Genomic DNA, 16,548 nt, shown 5'->3' on the forward strand with positions numbered 1-16,548 from the left:
GTCCCGGGCCGCGGCTGTAGCAGGGCTATTTCTGCTTCAAGGCCTGCGCCACGGCTTGCTGCAGCAGGGGCTCCATCACGCGGTAGCCGGCCAGGTTGGGGTGCACACCGTCGTCGGCGAGGGTGGCCTTCAGGCCCTGCCGCTCGTCGACCATGGCCGTGTGGTAATCCAGGTACACGAAGTGCTGCTGGCGGGCGTAGGCTTTGATCTGCTCGTTCAGGGCCACGATTTTGGGCGCGGGCTCCAGGCCTTTGCGCCACCAGAAATCAATAGCCGGCAGCACCGAGCATAGGACCACGCGCACGCCCTGGGCCCGGGCCAGCTCGGCCATGGATTTGATGTTGTTCATCGTCGCCTGCGGGCTGTAGGGACCCGTGTTCTGGGCCACGTCGTTGGTGCCGGCCGCAATGACGGCCACGGCCGGCTTCAGCTCCAGCACGTCCTGGCGGAAGCGCACCAGCATCTGCGGCGAGGTTTGCCCGCTGATGCCCCGGCCGATGTACTCGTAGGGCTTACCGGCGAAAAACGCCGGGTCGGCTTTGGGCCAGCCTTCGGTGATGGAGTTGCCCATAAGCACTACGCGGGGCGTGCCGGCTTTGGGCGCGGGCAACTGGACGTTGGCCGAGGCGTAGCGGGCGAGCTTGGCCCAATCGGTGCGCAGCGGGTGGTCGGGCTGGGGCTGCGTGGGCGCCTGTTGGGCGAGCAACTGGCTGCTGAACAGGAGCAAGGCCAACGTGGCGGGCAGGAAGCGGGGCATGAGCAGGCGAAAGAAGTCAGTAATGAGGAAGATACGGCTGCCCGGTGCTAGTGCGCCGCCAGGTGCTCCGCCTGGTCTGCTTTTTTACGGTTGAGCGTGCGCTCGATGCGGCGGTCGGGAATCAGCCACATAAAGGCCACGAACACGTACACGGCCCCGGCCAGCCAGGGCTGCCAGAAGCTAACCAGAATACCCAGCAGGTACAGCGGGGGCGAGGCCTTGCCCTTCAGGTCCTTACCGATAGCGTAGGCCAGCACCGAATCGGGCCCGTCATCGGCAATGATGCGGCCCTGCAGCATCCAGTACGCCGCCCCCGACATCAGCAGCACTACCCCGTACACGGCCATGGTGGCCGAGGTGAAGCCGTTTTCGCCCATCCAGCCGGTGGCAAAGGGCACCAGCGACAACCAGAACAGCAGGTGCAGATTGGCCCACAGAATGCCGCCGCTGATGCGCCCGGCGCTGCTGAGCATGTGGTGGTGGTTGTTCCAGTAAATGCCGATGTAAATGAAGCTCAGCACGTAGCTCAGAAACACGGGCAGCAGCGGCCGCAGCGCGGCAAAGTCGTGGCCATGCGGCACCTTGATTTCCAGCACCATGATGGTGAGGATGATGGCCAGCACCCCGTCGCTGAAGGCTTCTAGGCGGTTTTTGTGCATGAAAAATGCAGGGTAACGAGGACGTGCAGGTGAGCTACCAAAGACACGGTTGCCTTTGCCGCGTAGGCGGCAGCCAACTGCATTCTCTCGAGCGTCGCCCGCAACTCCAAGGCTAAAATTTGGGCATAAACGGCAGCAAAGTAGCACGAGCGGTGCTGAACAGGAGCCGCAGCGCAAGCAAAGTAGGAAAAAGCCTGCTACTCATTCCCGGTGACGCTATGAGGCAATTAGTTATAATGCGTGCGCCGCAAACGCATCCGTAAAGACTTTCCATGCCCGCCGCTGCCCGCGCCCTTCAACCCAATCTGTTACTACACGTGGCGGCGGCCGTGCTCATCGGTCTTGGCATGCGCTGGTTGGTGGGGCTGGAGCCGGTGGGGTGGCTGGCCTGGCTGATGCCGGGGTTGCTACTGGCACTGGCTTGGCGTCAGCCGCAGCCCCGCGCCCGGCTTCTGGTGCTGCTGGCTGCCCTTATCGGTACCAGCGTCAACTGGCCTTACTACCGCTTGGTGATGCCGACGGGCGCCGCGCTGGGTGCCGTAGCGGCCCAAGCCGCACTCTGGACGTTTCTGGTGCTGGCGGCCCGGCGCGTTGTGCTCCGCTACCGCGCCGCCTGGACGGTGCTGGCCTACCCGTGCTGTGGGTCGGGGCCGATACCCTGATGGCCGCGTGGCTGCCCGACGGCAACTGGGGCAGAGCGTATTCGCAGGCCCGTTGCTTACCGCTGCTGCAGCTTACGGCGTTGCTGGGCGTGCCCGGACTGTTATTCCTGCTGACGCTGGGGCAATCAGCGCTGGCTCTGGGGCTTACGTGTGGGCGCCGGCTGCCGGGCGGCGCGTGGGCTTACGCTGCCCCGGTGGTGCTGCTGGCCGCGGCGCTGGGCTACGGCACCTGGCGGCTGCGGCAGCCGCTAAACGGGTCGGTAGTAACGTTTGGGCTGGCCTCCATCGACGACGCCATCGGGCCCCGGGCCTCGGCCGAGTACGCGGCCGGCATTCTGCGGTAGTACGAGCGGCACGTGGCGACTTTGGCCGCGCAGGGCGCGCAGGTAGTGGTGCTGCCCGAGAAAATAGGCGGGCTGCTGACGACCGCCCAGGCGCAGGCGTGGCAGCGGCAAATGAGCGGCTGGGCGGCCCGCTACCGCGTGTGGCTGGAAGCCGGCGTGGGCGTGGAGCGCACCGGCGGGCACCTGAACGTGGCCTGGCTGTTCGCCCCCGATGGTCAGCTGCTGGATACGTATCAGAAGCACTACCTGGCGCCCCCGGAGCAAGCGTTTGCTGCGGGGCAGGCGTATACCGTACGCGCTGTGGCCGGGCAGCCCGTGGGGCTGGCCATCTGCAAAGACCTGCACTTTGCGGCGTTGGGTCGGGCCTACGCCCGCCGCCGGGTAGGCGCCCTGCTGGTTCCTGCCTGGGATTTTGACCCCGACGGGCAATTGGCGGAGCGCATGACGGCTACCCACGGCGTGGAAAACGGCTACTTGATCGTGCGGGCCGCCCGCAACGGCCTGCTGACGGTCAGCGACGCCTACGGCCGCGTGGTGGCCGAACGGCTCAGCCGCCGCCTGCCCGGCCAAACGCTACTGGTCCGCACCCCCGTTTCACCGCTCGTGCCCACGCTCTACACGCGCCTCGGCGACGCGCTGGGCTGGCTCTGCGTAGCCGCCGGGGCGGGGCTGCTGCTGACCAGCCGCGGGGTCTCGCGGCGCTCCGAATCCACCCCTCGGCGCGCTGGCAGCTTAGTCCGATAGAGGGCGGACGGTCGTGAAGGCCAATTTTCTATTCGGACCCGCGCTGGCTTTTACTGCTCGCTTTGCAGTTCGATCAAGCCATTTTGCTCAAACACCCAGTCAAGCACCGCCGCCAATACTTGCGCATTGTAGTCGCTGACGTAGTACAGATTGGTCCAGACATCGGAATCTTGCTGGTGATTAATCGTCAGTCGGTTGTATTTCTTTTCGTACGCCAACGCCGCCCAGGGAATGAACGCCTTTTTGCAGCTGATGCCATGCTTGCTAACCGCGCACGAGCCGATTTTGACTTCCGTGCCAGTTAATAGCTGCTCAATGGTTTCATTGACCAGTCGGACGAACGTTTCGTCCCAAATACTGTCGATTAGGCGCGTGAAGAGCTCCTGAAAATACCTCTTCGACAACCCGAAGAACATCCGTAGATGGATGGTTATGGTTTCGTTCCCGGCCCGAAGAGCCAACGTGTATTCGCGCCCGATGTAAAACATGTCGAGTTGAATCGGCTCGACTCCATACCGGATACCCGAAACAAGGTGCAGCGGAATGGATTGCTGCCCGTAGGTTAACGTGTTGTTCTCGACTTTGAGCAGCGTACCAGCCCGTGCGAAAGAAGATGTTTTGATTATCTGGTGCACAGCCAGGGGCAGTTTTGCAGCCAACTTACACGCACTACCGGCCCATACTTATCTCCCGCGCCGCCCGAAACTCCGAGCCTTCCCGCCACTGCGGAAACGAAGTTTCGCCGGCCAGGCGCTGGCCCACGCGCAAGTACAGCTCGGCGTCCTGCGCGATGCCCGACAGGTCCCAACTCGGGTCGAACTGGTCGGCTGGCTTGTGGTACATGTCGGTGGTGTAGCGCTGGCGCTGCTCGGCAATGTAGGCCTTGCCCTGGGCGCGGCTCTCGAAGCCGCCGCTGGCGTAGAGCGAGGGCACGCCCACGTGGGCGAAGCTGAAGTGGTCGGAGCGGTAGAACATGCCGGTTTCGGGCGTCTGGTCGGGCAGCAGGTAGCGGCCCTGGGCCCGGGCGGCGGCGCGGGCGTAGTCCTCCAGCTCCGATTGGCCGTAGCCGATGACGGTGAGGTCCTTCATCTGCCCGTAGGGCCAGAGCATGTCCATGTTCAGGTCGGCCACGGTCTTCTTGAGCGGAAATGCCGGGTGCTGGGCGTAGTAGGCCGAGCCCAGCAGGCCCTGCTCTTCGCCCGTCACGGCCAGGAACACGATGCTGCGCTGGGGCTTCTGCGGGGCTTGCTGGAAGGCCTCGGCAATGCTCAGCAGGGCGGCCAGGCCGGTGCCGTCGTCCACGGCGCCGTTGTAGATGGAGTCGCCCGCAATGGCCTTGCCCACGCCGAAATGGTCCCAGTGGGCCGAGTACACGATGTATTCATCGGCGCGCGAGGTGCCGGGCAGCACGGCCAGCACGTTCTGCGAGGTCTGGCGGCGCAGCTTGTTCTCGATGCTGCCGGTGAGCGTGAGGCCGCCTAGGGCGCGGGGGCGGAAGCCGGGCTTGTTGGCGGCGGCGTACTGTTCGTCGTAGCGCAGGCCGGCGGCCTGAAACAGCTTCTTAGCCGCGTCCAGGGTCAGCCAGCCTTCCAGGGCGCATTTGTCGGCGCCTTTGTTGGCCGTCTGGGCGCGCAGCTTGGGGCTCACGGCCCCACTCAGCACCACCGACCACGGGTAGGCGGCCGGCTTGGTATCGTGCACGATGAGCACGGCGGCGGCCCCGTGACGGGCGGCTTCCTCGTACTTGTAGGTCCAGCGGCCGTAGTAGGTCATGGCCTTGCCGCGGAACAGAGTGGTGTCGGTGCCCGCGTTGCCGGGGTCGTTTACCAGCACCACCACGGTTTTGCCCTTCACGTCGAGGCCCTGGTAGTCGTTCCAGTTGTACTCAGGCGCCACCACGCCGTAGCCCACAAACACCAGCGGCGAATTGGCGACGGCCACCTTGGGCTGCTCGCGCTGCGTGAAGGTCACAAAATCAGTCTTGTACTGGAAGCTCAGGCTCTTGCCCGAGCCTTTCACCTGCAGAGTGGGTGAGGGCGTAGCGGTAATTTCGACCAGCGGCACAGGCTGGAAATAGCTTCCGCCCGGTGCTGGCTGTAGCCCTAGGCGCTTGAACTGCTCCGCCAGGTAGCGCGTGATGCGTGTTTCGCCCTCGGTAAACGGCTTGCGGCCCAGCATGTCGTCGGCCGACACCGCTTGCAGGTAGCGCCCAATCGTGGCGGCGTCAATGGCCGGCTCGGCGGTGCTGGGCGCCGCGTCGCCGCCCGGAGCGGCCTGATCAGCGGCTTGCGGCACAACGGCGGTCGACAGCTGTTGCAGCGCGGGCGTAATGGCCTGCGTGGTGGTAGGCTGGGCGCGGCAGCCGGCCAGTAGCAGGGCGCCCAGCAGGGCCGAAGAGAAGCCGCCTGCGCGCGGCAGAATCAAACTAGGCATAACGGAGAGGTCAACAGCCGGGAAGAACGGCAACTTACAACGCTTGCCGCAGAAGCGGCAAGCCCGCCCTCATGCCATAGCGCCGGAGCGCGTCGAAACAGCCAGCTATACCAGCTGTTTCGACGCGCTTCGGCGGCGTCGTTTCAGCTTACTTAGGGTTGTTTTCTGGCTGCTCACCCGTCTGCTCGGGCTGCTCGTACTCGCCCACGCGCCCGAACTGCCGCTCGTGCCGGATGCCTGCGTCCTCGCCGTAGGGGTGGCCGCCGAAACCGTGGCGCATCATGGCAATGGCCTTGGCCCAGGTCGGGTCCTTGTCGCGGGAGGTGAAGAGCTGCACCACCGACTGCGTAATGACCGGAATGGGCACCTCCATGTGCAGCGCGTCGGCTACCAGCCAGTTCACCTCACCGGTGTCCTCGATGTAGCTGGGCACGGTGAAGCCGCCTTCCTGGTCGTAGGTTTTGCGCATCAGCTCGATCAGCCAGGAGCGCACCACCGAGCCGTTGTTCCACAACTGCAGGATGGCGCTGATATCCAGCTTCTCGCGGAAGTGCGTGAGCAGGCCCATGCCCTCGCCGATGGCCTGCAGCATACCGAACTCGATGCCGTTGTGCACCAGCTTCACGTAGTGACCCGAGCCGGCGGGGCCGGTGTGCAGAAAGCCGCCTGGCACGGCCGTAGCCACGAAAAAGTCCTGGAGCAGGGCCACGGCCGCGGCCTCGCCGCCCACCATGTAGCAGGCGCCCGTGCGGGCCCCGGCCGGGCCGCCGCTGGTGCCGCAGTCGATGAAGTACACGCCCTGCTGCTGCAGCCGCTTGGCCCGCCGGATGGAGTCGCCCCAGTAGGAGTTGCCGCCGTCGACGATGACGTCGCCGGGCTCCAGCACCGTCAGCAACTGCTCGATAATGCCGTCGACGGCGGCCCCGGCCGGGATGTACAGGAAAACTTTGCGCGGGCGCTCCAGGCATAAGGCCAGCTCCGGCAGCGTACCAACCACCTGAATCATGTCGGATTCCAGATCGGGCCGGGGCCGGATGTCCATGCCCACGACGGGGAAGCCTTTTTCGGCCGCCTGCTGGGCCAGGGCCGCACCCATTTTGCCGAGGCCAACGACCCCAATTTGCGTGTTGCTCATCTTAAAGGTGAAATGGTGAGGTGGTAAGTTGAGAAGAGGGGGAAGCGAGATGCCAGGGAAGGTAAATGAATGATGAATGAGGCCGATGCCTGACAGCCAAGCCTTTACTAGCTTCTCCGAGAAGGGCCGTTAACTCACCATTTCACCGCCTCACCATCTCACATTTTCCGGGCAATGATGCGGGCCGGCGCGCCGTCGGCGCCTTCGATGAGCAGGGGCAGACAGATGATTTCGTAGCGGCCCGGCGCCACAGTCAGCAGGTTCAGTCCCTCGATGACGGTAATGCCCGCCCCGAGCAAAATCTTGTGCGTATCCGCCGGGCCTACAGATAAGTAATCGACGCCCACGCAGGCCACTTGCCGCTCGCGCAGCCACTCGGCCGCATCGGCGCGCACCCGCACAAAATCGGGGTTGAAGGGCGCCGTGGCCCAGGGCCGGTGCGAGTTGCGGGTGCGGAAGAGCAGCCGCTCGCCGGGTTGCACGTTGGGCAGCTTCTCCAGCTCCTCGCGGGTGATGAACCGTTCGTGCTCGATTTCCACCACGCGGGCCGGGCCCATGAGCGTCTGCAGGTCGATTTGGGTCACGTCGTCGCCGTCGGCCAGGAAGTGGCGCGGGGCGTCTACATGGGTGGCGGTGTGGGCGCTCAGGCTCAGTTCCGTCACGTTGGCCGGGTCGCCCCAGTCCATGCTGCGCGTCGGGCGAATGTGCACGGGGGCGTTGTCGGGCCAGTGCAGCATCTGGTCGGTGATGGGCGTGGTCAGGTCCAGCCAGGGCGAGGAAGTGGGGGAGTCGGACATGTTAGGTGATGGTTGGTCAAATAATAGTCGCCCGTCATCCTTGATCTGGCGTACGGCGCAGGCGAAGGACCTTATCACCGAAGAACGGCCGGCAGCGTAGAGTTACCGCCTGAAGTTGTAAGGTCCTTCGCTTTAAGCTCAGGATGACAGGATAGGTAGCGTTGCCCTACTTTCCCGGCGCCGCTGCCTGGGCCTGCATTTCCTGCTGCTCCTCCTGTTCGTCCACTACGCCGGCGAAGAAATAACCGTCCTTGCGGCGGGGCTGCAGCAGCTTGGCAATCAGGCCGGTCCAGCCGGTTTGGTGACTGGCGCCGAGGCCCTGGCCGGTTTCGGCGTGGAAGTACTCGTGGAAGAGCAGGTAATCCTTAAAGTGCGGGTCCTGCTGTAGCTTGTCGTCGGGGCCGAAGGCGGGGCGGCGGCCCTGCGCATCGCGCAAAAACAGGCGGGTGAGGCGCTGGGTAAGGGCATCGGCAATTTCGAGCAGCGAGGAATACTGGCCCGAGCCGGTGGGGTACTCTACCCGAAAATCGTCGCCGTAGTAGTGGTGAAAGCGCTGCAAGGCCTCGATAATCAGGAAGTTCATGGGCAGCCACACCGGGCCGCGCCAGTTGGAGTTGCCGCCCCACAGGTCGGTTTCCGATTCGGCCGGCTCGTAGCGCACCGTGAAGTCGCGCTCGGGCGTGTGGTAGGTGTAGGGGTGCGCCTGGTGGTAGCGCGAGAGGGACCGGACGCCGTACTCGGAGAGAAATTCGGCCTCGTCGAGCATGCGCCTGAGCAGCAGCTTCATGCGGTGGCCGCGCAGCAAACTCAGCAGGTGCCGGCTGCCCTTGCTCGGCTCCTGCCAGCGCGACACGAGCGCCGCCAGGTGCGGGCGGTGCTCCAGAAACCAATTCATACGCTTGACAAACTGCGGCATCTCGCGCATCAAATCCTCGTCGAGCACCTCCACCGCAAACAGCGGCACCAGCCCCACCAACGAGCGGACTTTCAGCGGCTGCCGGCCTCGCTCGGGCGTATTAAGCACGTCGTAGTAGAAGCCGTCCTCGTCGTCCCAGAGGTCGAGGCCATCCTTGCCGCCCGCGGCCATGGCCTCGGCGATGTAGAGAAAGTGCTCGAAGAACTTGCTGGCCATGTCCTGGTAGATGGAGCTGGTTCTGGTCAGCTCCAGGGCCATGCGCATCATGTCCAGCGCGTACATGGCCATCCAGGAAGTGCCGTCGGCCTGTTCCATGGTCACGCCCGGCGGCAGGTCGGCCGAACGGTCGAACACGCCGATGTTGTCCAGGCCCAGGAAGCCGCCCTCAAACACGTTGCGGTTTTCCACGTCCTTGCGGTTGACCCACCAGGCGAAGTTGAGCAGCAGACGGTGGAAGGCCGCTTCCAGAAACTCCACGTCGCCCTGGCCGCCGCGCTGCTTCTGGTCCATCTTGTACACGCGCCAAGTAGCCCAGGCGTGCACCGGCGGGTTTACGTCGCCGAAATTCCACTCGTAGGCCGGCAGTTGCCCGTTGGGGTGCATGTACCAGTCCTGCAGCAGGAGGCGCAGCTGGTGCTTGGCAAACTGGGCATCCACCATGGCCAGCGGCACGCAGTGGAAGGCCAGGTCCCAGGCCGCGTACCACGGGTACTCCCACTTGTCCGGCATCGAGATGACGTCGGCGTTGTTGAGGTGGCGCCAGTGGGCATTGCGGCCGGTCTGGCGCTGCTCCGGTGGGGGCGGAAAGGCCGGGTCGCCATTGAGCCACTCCGGCACGTCGTAGTAGTAGAACTGCTTGCTCCAGAGCATGCCGGCCAGCGCCTGTCGCTGCACGTTGCGGGCGTCCGCGTCGGCGAGTTGGCTTTGCAAGGCCGCATAAAACTGGTCGGCCTCCTCGCGGCGCTGCTGCAGAAGCTGGTCAAAGTCGGCGAAGGGCGCGGCCAGCTCCGGCGGGCCCAGGCGCAGGCGCACCGTCTGGCGTTGCCCGGCTTCGAGGTGCAGGCGGTAATGGGCGGCGGCCTTGGTGCCGGTGCGGACGGGGTTCAGGGCGTCGGCTCGCTGGTGCAGCAGGTAGTCATTGATGCCGTCCTTGAAGTATTGCTCGGCCTGGGGCGGTGCGCAGCGGTGCAGGCGCTGGGTGTTGGTGTGGTTGTCGCAAAACCACAGCTCGGGCGGAGCCTGCTCGGCCAGCGGCTCGCAGTACAGGCGCAGTGAAGCCAGCTCGCGGTGCTCGGCGGTGAGGTGCCCGTCGGCATCGGCGCGCAGCTCGGGGCGGTACGCGTCGTAGCCCCCGCTCCAGGTGTTGCGAAACCAGAGCTGCGGCAGCACGTGCAGCGGGGCCGCTTCCGGGCCGCGGTTGTACACGGTAAGCTGAATCAGGATGTCTTCGGGGCCGGCCTTGGCGTACTCCAGGCAGATGTCGAAGTAGCGGTTTTCGTGGAAGACAGCCGTGTCCAGCAGCTCAAACTCGGGCTTGAGGCGGCCCCGCTTGCCGTTTTCCTGCACCAGCCACTCGTAGGGAAACGCCCGCTGCGGATACTTGTAGAGCATCTGCATGTACGAGTGCGTGGGCGTGTTGTCGAGGTAGTAATACAGCTCTTTCACGTCCTCGCCGTGGTTGCCCTCGGGCCCGCTCAGCCCAAACAGCCGCTCCTTCAGGATGGGGTCGTGCTCGTTCCAGAAGGCTGGCGCAAAGCACAGCCGCTGCTTGTCGTCGGAGATGCCGCCAATGCCTTCTTCGCCCCAGCGGTAGGCCAGGCTGCGGGCCATGTCGTGGGTAGTGTAGCGCCAGGCGTCGCCCGTGGCGGAGTAGTCCTCGCGCACGGTTCCCCACTGGCGGTCAGCCAGGTAGGGGCCGAAGCGCCGCCACGGCGAGGATTCCTTCGGGTTGTTGGCGGCGGCCAGGCGTTGGTGTTCGGGCGTGTCGGGTGTGGTCGACATGGCGGCAAAGCAAGGACTAAGGAATAAGGAGGAATGAAGAAGCCGGATTGAGAAAGGCAGCGGGGCAGAGAAGCCACTTCGTCATTCCTCCTTCATCAACAATCAGCCGTTGCCCACGAAGCCGGGGTAGAGCAGCATGCCGCCGTCGGCAAACAGCGTGTGGCCCGTCACGTAGTCCGATTCGTCGGAGGCCAGCCACACGGCCACCTTGCCGATGTCGCTCGGCTCGCCGATGCGGCCGTAGGGGATGAGCTTGAGCAGGGCTTTTTCCTCCTCGGGCGTGTCGCGGGCCTCTTCGTTGATGGGCGTGGCAATGGCGCCCGGCCCGATGCTGTTGACGCGAATTTTCTTCGGAGCCAGCTCCTGAGCCACGCTTTTCATCAGCAGCATAATACCGCCCTTGCTGGTGGCGTAGTTCACGTGCCCGGCCCACGGGATGACCTCGTGCACCGAGCTCATGCAGATGATTTTGCCGGTGGCCTTTGATATTTCCGGCTGCGGACCGCGGCGCACAAACTCGCGGGCGGCCTCGCGCATGCACAGAAACTGCCCGGTGAGGTTCACCCCGATGACGCTGTTCCACTCATCCAGGGTCATGTCCAGAAAGGCGGCGTCCTGCTGAATGCCGCTGTTGCTGACGAGGATGTGCACGGTGCCGTACTTCTCGACGACGGTCCGGAACATGCGTTGCACGTCCTCTTCCTTGCTCACGTCGGCCTGCACGGCCAGGGCCTCGCCGCCGCGGCTCTTGATGTCTTGGGCCAGCTTTTCGGCCGGCTCAGCGTCCTTGTGGTAGTTGATAACGACGGTGGCGCCGGCGGCCGCTAGTGCCTCGGCCACGCCGAAGCCGATGCCGGAGCTGGCGCCCGTCACCAGGGCAATTTGATTCTGGAGCAGAAGGGGAGCAGTCGAAGGTGTCATGGCTGGTATGAAAGGAGAACCTACTGCTAGACAGCAAAACCAGCCATTGGGTTACGCTGGCCGCGGCTTAGCTGGTCAGTCACAGCCGCTGTGGCAGGGCGCGGCTAGGCCGAAGTGCCCTTGGCCGCGGCCCCAACCTGCGGCCATCAGCCTGTGGATTCGGTGAAGGCGGGGCGTCCGCTTAAGGCCTATCAACTAGGGTTTTGCCGAGTCACGATGCAAGCGGAGTAAGTCGTCAATTATCGTCCCGGGCTAAGTCTCCCGACGTTTACCGGAAATTAAATACTCTGATATTCAATAGTATAATGATTATGTATCACAAGTTTCAATAATTATTGAAACTTGTGATACATTTGAAGCGAACAACGGGTAAGCACATTCTTTCATCTGCAAAGCTTCACCAGCTATGGGCCGTACGCGCATTGTTTTGGCCGGGGGAACGGGGTTTCTGGGCCAATGTCTGATTAAGTACTACCGCCAGCCCGACGTCGATATCGTGGTGCTGGCGCGCGAGCCGCTGCCGCCTTACGCCAACGTGAGCTACGTGGGCTGGGACGGGCGCACGGTGGGGGAGTGGGCCGCTGAGCTGGAAGGCGCCGACGTACTCATCAACCTAGCTGGGCGCACCGTGGATTGCCGCTACAATACGGCCAACCGTCGTGAAATCATTGCCAGCCGGGTGGAAAGCACCCGGGCCCTGGGCGCCGCCGTGGCGGCCTGCCGCCGCCCGCCGCGCCTATGGCTGAACGCGTCCACGGCTACCATCTACGAGCACACCGACGCGGACCGGCCCGCCAACACCGAGGCCGACGGCGTCATCGGGCGGGGCTTTTCGGTGGAAGTGGCCCGGGTCTGGGAAGAGGCGTTCTGGAGCTGCGTGGCGCCCCAGACGCGGCGCATCGCCCTGCGCACGGCTATTGTGCTCGGCGCCGACGGCGGCGCGTTTCCCACGCTGACGCAGCTGGCTAAGTGGGGCCTGTGCACGCCCCAGGGCTCGGGCGAGCAGTGGATCAGCTGGATTCACGAGCGGGACTTCTGCCGCGCCGTCGATTTTTTGCGCCGGCACCCCGAAGCCAGCGGCACCTTCAACGTGTGTGCCCCTAATCCGCTGCCCAACCGCGACTTCAACGCCCTGCTGGCCGAGGAGCTGCGGCCCTTGGTGCGCCTGCCCCAGCCCGAGTGGCTGCTGGAAGTGGGCGCGCTGATGCTGCAAACCGAGACCGAGCTTATCCTGAAAAGCCGCAAGGTGTACCCGCAGCGCCTGTTGGAATGGGGCTTCGACTTTCAATTTCCCACCTGCGCGGCGGCTCTCGCCGACCTTCTACGTACAGTAGACGCGTAACTTTCGCGTTCCGCCGACCTTTTCCTCCCGACCCTTGACCGAGCAACCCGACCTCACGCCCACGCCGCCGACTCCACTGGAGCAAGCCAAAACGCAGTTTATTCAGCTGTGGGGTGCTTCCGCGGCCAACTGGGGCATCAACCGTACCATGGCCCAGATGCACGCCCTGCTGCTGGTGTCGCCCGAGCCGCTGAGCACCGAGGACCTGATGACGCAGCTGCAGATTTCGCGCGGCAATGCCAGCATGACGGTGCGCGACCTGATCGACTGGGGCTTGGTGTACAAGGAGTTGCGGGCGGGGGAGCGGCGCGAGTTCTACGTGGCCGAAAAAGACATGCTGCAGGTCACGCGCTGCATCATCCGGGAGCGGAAGCGCCGCGAACTGGACGCCATGAAGCGCAGCCTCGATCAGCTTGCCACCCTGCCCGGCGACGAAAACGACCCGAATTACCGCGAGTTTCACCGCACCCTCACCGACATCCAGCAGATAGCCGACGGCGCCGACCGGGTGTTGGGCGGGCTGATGCGCGCCGAGCGCAACTGGTTCCTCGACAAATTCCTGCGGCTGTTCATGTAGAGCAGCTATTCCCTCACTTCCTGGCCTGGTTTTATGGAAACCGACGAGCCGCGGCTGCCCGAGCAGCCCAGCGGGCAGCTCCCTGCATCCCATTTTCCCGCCTCCCTGACGCCGCCGGAGGCGCCCGGCGACTCCCAGCTGCCACCGGAAGCGGCCGGCCCGGCGCGGTCCTGGCTGACGGGCACGGTGTGGGGCTGCGCCCTGCTGGCGGTGGGCGGCGGCGCCGTGCTCATGGTACTGCTCACGGCCCTGTCGACCAACGGCTTCCGGCAGTACGGCTTCATGGTGTTCGTCTCGGCGCCGTTTCTCTGCGGGCTGGTCACCAACATCCTGTTTGTGTGGCTCAACCCCGAGCGGCCTACCCGCAACGGCGCCGTTGCCGGGGCGGTGGTCACGCTGCTTACGGTGCAAACGGCTCTGGCCCTGATGGTAGCCTCGGCGCTGGAGGGCATGATTTGCGTGTTGATGGCCGCGCCCCTGGCTTTGCTGGCCGCCTGGGCGGGCGCCTTAGTGGGCGCCGCGGGGCACCGGGCCGGGCTCGAACGGCACCGCGTGCCGGTCTTGTCGCTGCTGGTGCTGCTGTACCCGGTGGGGCAGCTGGTAGAGATGCAGCACAGCGGGCCCCCGAAGCCGCACCGCGTCAGCACCCGGCTGCGCGTGCGGGCCACACCCGAGCAGGTGTGGCGGGTACTGATTGGGCCCGTGCAGTACCCCACGGCGGTGGGGCCGTTCTTCCGAGCTGGGGTGGCCTACCCCCTCAGCACGGCTGTTCAGCTGGATAGTGCCGGGCGCCGCACGCTGACGTGCGCGTATTCGCAGGGGCGGGCCCACTTGCCTATCACGGGGTGGCAGCCGGGGCGGGAGCTGGCCTTTCAGATTCCGAACACGCCGGCGCCGATGCGGGAGTTGAGCCCGTACCCCCGGATTCACGCGCCGCACCTGCACGGCTACTTCAGCGTCGACCGCGGCACCTTCCGCCTGCTGCCGCAGCCCGACGGCAGCACCGTGCTCGAAGCCACCACGGTGTACCGCCACAGCATCGGCCCGCGCGCTTACTGGCAGCTGTGGAGCGACTACCTGCTCGACGACATGCACCAGCGCGTGCTCACCGCCCTCAAAACCCAAGCTGAACATGAGTAGCCGCGTACTGGAGCGGCCGCGCCAGGCGCGCCGCCGCACCGCCCACGACATTGTCCCCACGGCCGAGCTGTTCGAAACCGGCTTTGTGCGCAACCTCTTCAATCAGCTGGCCCCGAATTACCACTGGCACGAGCAAATGGCCTGCGGGCTGACCAACCGCTGGCGCCGCGAAGCTGTGGACCTGCTGCCGGCCCTACCGCCGGCCAGCGTCGTTATCGACCTGATGAGCGGCGGGGGTGAAATGTGGCCTGCTCTGCGCCAGCGCCTTGGCCCTGCGGCGCAGGTGCACGCCGTGGATTTTGCGCCAGCCATGCTCGCCCAAGCCCGCGCCCGGCAGCAACAGGCCGCGCAGTACGCCCGCACCACCCTGCACCACGCCGATGCCCTGACTTGCCCGCTGCCCGACGAGGCCGCCGATGCGCTGGTGTGCGGCTTTGGGCTAAAAACGCTGGCTGCCACCGATTTTGAGCCGTTGGCGCGCGAAACGCGGCGGCTGTTGCGTCCCGGCGGCAGCTTCGTGCTGCTGGAGCTGACGCTGCCGCGGCACGGCTGGCGGCGGGCTGCCTTCATGCGCTACCTGCGCCTGGTACTGCCGCTGATAGCGTGGCTGAGCCGGGGCCGCGCCGCGCTGCACCGCTACCTGCCGTTTTACGCTCATTCTTTTGCCAACCTCGACGCCGTGGAAGGTGCCTTTCACGTGGCGGGCTTCGAACAGGTGCGACAGGTGCCGCTGCTGTTGGGCTGCGCCACGGCGTTGGTAGGGCGGAAGCCGGAAGAGCTTGTTGGGCAAGGCTTAGACTTCGGCGTGAGCGAATGATCCTTAGGATGTAGAAAAGCGCAGTTCCCTCAGGTTCAGGAGCTTGAATGGTTGGTGCCGGAGGCAACTCAATCAGCGCCGGTTCACGGGTTTGCTCCGCGAGAATATGGCGGCAGTTGGCAGCGTACCTGGCTGCTCGCGGTGCAGGCCGGTGGTGTCCGTCAGGGCGTGCAGGAAGGCCATGAGGTCCTGCTTGTCGCGGGCTGTGAGGGTGAGCTTATCGAATGGCAGGGTTAACGGCTACAGCATCTACTGCCGCGTGTACCGCGAGTACTGGGACTGGGTGCAGAAGCGCAACGCCGAGCGCTACCAGAACACCGTGCAGCACGGCAAAAACTACGACGCCAAGAACATGCTGCACGTCTTTCGACTCCTGCAGATGGCCGAGGAAATTGCCCGCGAAGGCGCGTTGCGCGTGCGCCGCCCCAACCGGGAGTTTCTGCTGCAAATCCGCCGCGGCGAGTTCGAATACGCCGATCTGGTAGCGCAAGCCGAGGAGCAGGTGGCCCGCGTCGACGCCGCCTTCGCCGCCAGCCACCTGCCCGGTGAGCCCGACCGCGCCGCCGTCGAGCAGCTGCTCATCGACACGCGGCAGCGCTTCTACGCCGAACGCAGCAAGGGCTGAACCCGACGCCACCGACCAAAAACCAACCGGGGCCGCACCCACCCGAAGGTGAATGCGGCCCCGACCGAGAGGACCCTGAAAGCGGGTGCTTAGAAGCGGGTGGTGGTGTGCGCGGCCCGCGTGCTGCTTGCTTTGCTGCGCTTGATTTTGCCGGCCTTGCTGCGGCTGTGGCGCTTGGCGAATTTCCAGCCTTTGTAGCGCTTGTAGTTGGGGCGGTGCGTGTACACGCGGCCTTTCATTTTGGCCCGGGCGTAGGCGCTGATGCGGGCAGCCTCGGCGGGGGCAGTGGAGGCAATGCTGCTAACAAGCAGCGCGAAGCAGAGAAGCAGGATGCGGATCATCGGAGAGAAGGGTTGTGGTGTAGGGCTTAAACTTGTTTGGCCTAATGAAAATTGTGTGCCAGCTTCTGCAGCTGCAAAGAAAAAAGTTCCCGGTTGAGCTTGGGCTTTAGTTGTCATGATGAATTATAGTGTTGATTGTCAACAAAATATTTTTTATTCGAGTCAATGCCGATAGCGATACAAAATTCTGGGAGCAGCTAAAAATCAGCTGCGCAGGCACCGCAGAATGGTGAAAATCCGGGAGCGGCTCCGGCGCGCGGCGGCTTTTTTCGGGGTCGTAGTGTGGAATTCCGGGCCGGGGCGCATCCCCTAAATGAAGTTGCCCGGCCGGCTGGCC

17 protein-coding genes are annotated in these 16,548 nt (G+C 64.8%); 8 read left to right on the forward strand and 9 right to left on the reverse strand.

Annotation, left to right across the window (positions count from 1 at the left end; genetic code table 11):
* Positions 1-25: 25 nt before the first annotated feature.
* Positions 26-757, reverse strand: coding sequence for an SGNH/GDSL hydrolase family protein (locus B0919_RS08705; protein WP_078011847.1), 732 nt, complete (start codon positions 755-757; stop codon positions 26-28).
* A gap of 47 nt (positions 758-804) precedes the next feature.
* Positions 805-1,416 carry a TMEM175 family protein gene (locus B0919_RS08710; protein ID WP_078011848.1) on the reverse strand — a complete coding sequence of 204 codons (612 nt, stop codon included), beginning with the start codon at positions 1,414-1,416 and terminating at the stop codon, positions 805-807.
* 272 nt (positions 1,417-1,688) lie between these two features.
* Here B0919_RS08710 and B0919_RS08715 point away from each other — a divergent pair, with 272 nt between their 5' ends.
* From B0919_RS08715 to B0919_RS08725, 3 genes are read left to right on the forward strand one after another with little or no spacing between them, the layout of a single operon-like run.
* Positions 1,689-2,078 (forward strand): hypothetical protein, encoded by a 390-nt coding sequence (locus B0919_RS08715; protein WP_139362007.1) that lies wholly within the window; start codon positions 1,689-1,691, stop codon positions 2,076-2,078.
* Entirely contained in the window at positions 2,051-2,422 is a 372-nt protein-coding gene (locus B0919_RS08720; RefSeq protein WP_176132933.1) for a hypothetical protein, read from the forward strand. Before B0919_RS08715 ends, B0919_RS08720 begins: the two co-directional genes overlap by 28 nt.
* 12 nt (positions 2,423-2,434) lie before the next feature.
* Positions 2,435-3,166, forward strand: coding sequence for a carbon-nitrogen hydrolase family protein (locus B0919_RS08725; protein ID WP_078011851.1), 732 nt, complete (start codon positions 2,435-2,437; stop codon positions 3,164-3,166).
* A gap of 50 nt (positions 3,167-3,216) precedes the next feature.
* Here B0919_RS08725 and B0919_RS08730 read toward each other — a convergent pair whose 3' ends face one another.
* The 6 genes from B0919_RS08730 to B0919_RS08755 form a co-directional block, all read right to left on the reverse strand.
* Complete coding sequence (locus B0919_RS08730; protein ID WP_078011852.1) at positions 3,217-3,801, reverse strand: hypothetical protein; 585 nt, start codon at positions 3,799-3,801, stop codon at positions 3,217-3,219.
* A 34-nt stretch (positions 3,802-3,835) separates the two neighbouring features.
* Complete coding sequence (locus tag B0919_RS08735; protein ID WP_078011853.1) at positions 3,836-5,599, reverse strand: M28 family metallopeptidase; 1,764 nt, start codon at positions 5,597-5,599, stop codon at positions 3,836-3,838.
* Between the two features lie 148 nt (positions 5,600-5,747).
* A complete protein-coding gene (locus B0919_RS08740) occupies positions 5,748-6,734 on the reverse strand; it encodes an NADP-dependent phosphogluconate dehydrogenase (RefSeq protein ID WP_078011854.1) in 987 nt (328 codons plus the stop codon).
* A 158-nt stretch (positions 6,735-6,892) separates the two neighbouring features.
* Entirely contained in the window at positions 6,893-7,531 is a 639-nt protein-coding gene (locus B0919_RS08745; RefSeq protein WP_078011855.1) for a cyclase family protein, read from the reverse strand.
* Between the two features lie 166 nt (positions 7,532-7,697).
* Entirely contained in the window at positions 7,698-10,448 is a 2,751-nt protein-coding gene (locus B0919_RS08750) for an MGH1-like glycoside hydrolase domain-containing protein (protein WP_139362008.1), read from the reverse strand.
* Positions 10,449-10,550: 102 nt separating this feature from the next.
* Positions 10,551-11,369, reverse strand: coding sequence for an SDR family oxidoreductase (locus tag B0919_RS08755; RefSeq protein ID WP_078011856.1), 819 nt, complete (start codon positions 11,367-11,369; stop codon positions 10,551-10,553).
* 406 nt (positions 11,370-11,775) lie between these two features.
* On the opposite strand from B0919_RS08755, the gene B0919_RS08760 reads away from it, so the two are divergent.
* The 5 genes from B0919_RS08760 (at position 11,776) to B0919_RS08780 (ending at position 15,870) form a co-directional block, all read left to right on the forward strand.
* On the forward strand, positions 11,776-12,711 hold the full coding sequence (locus B0919_RS08760; protein ID WP_078011857.1) for a TIGR01777 family oxidoreductase: 936 nt from the start codon (positions 11,776-11,778) through the stop codon (positions 12,709-12,711).
* 34 nt (positions 12,712-12,745) lie between these two features.
* Positions 12,746-13,288, forward strand: coding sequence for a GbsR/MarR family transcriptional regulator (locus B0919_RS08765; protein ID WP_254846522.1), 543 nt, complete (start codon positions 12,746-12,748; stop codon positions 13,286-13,288).
* Between the two features lie 33 nt (positions 13,289-13,321).
* The gene (locus B0919_RS08770; protein WP_078011858.1) at positions 13,322-14,428 is read left to right on the forward strand and encodes a hypothetical protein; all 1,107 of its coding nucleotides are present in this window, start codon (positions 13,322-13,324) and stop codon (positions 14,426-14,428) included.
* Entirely contained in the window at positions 14,421-15,245 is an 825-nt protein-coding gene (locus tag B0919_RS08775) for a class I SAM-dependent methyltransferase (protein ID WP_078011859.1), read from the forward strand. The genes B0919_RS08770 and B0919_RS08775 overlap by 8 nt, the downstream gene beginning before the upstream one ends.
* A 211-nt stretch (positions 15,246-15,456) precedes the next feature.
* Positions 15,457-15,870, forward strand: a complete 414-nt coding sequence (locus B0919_RS08780) for a hypothetical protein (protein WP_176132935.1) — start codon at positions 15,457-15,459, stop codon at positions 15,868-15,870.
* An 89-nt stretch (positions 15,871-15,959) separates the two neighbouring features.
* On the opposite strand, the gene B0919_RS08785 is transcribed toward B0919_RS08780, so the two are convergent.
* A complete protein-coding gene (locus B0919_RS08785; protein WP_078011861.1) occupies positions 15,960-16,211 on the reverse strand; it encodes a hypothetical protein in 252 nt (83 codons plus the stop codon).
* Positions 16,212-16,548: the final 337 nt, after the last annotated feature.

This window comes from Hymenobacter sp. CRA2 (assembly GCF_002007105.1).
In the GTDB taxonomy this organism is placed as follows: Bacteria; Bacteroidota; Bacteroidia; order Cytophagales; family Hymenobacteraceae; genus Solirubrum.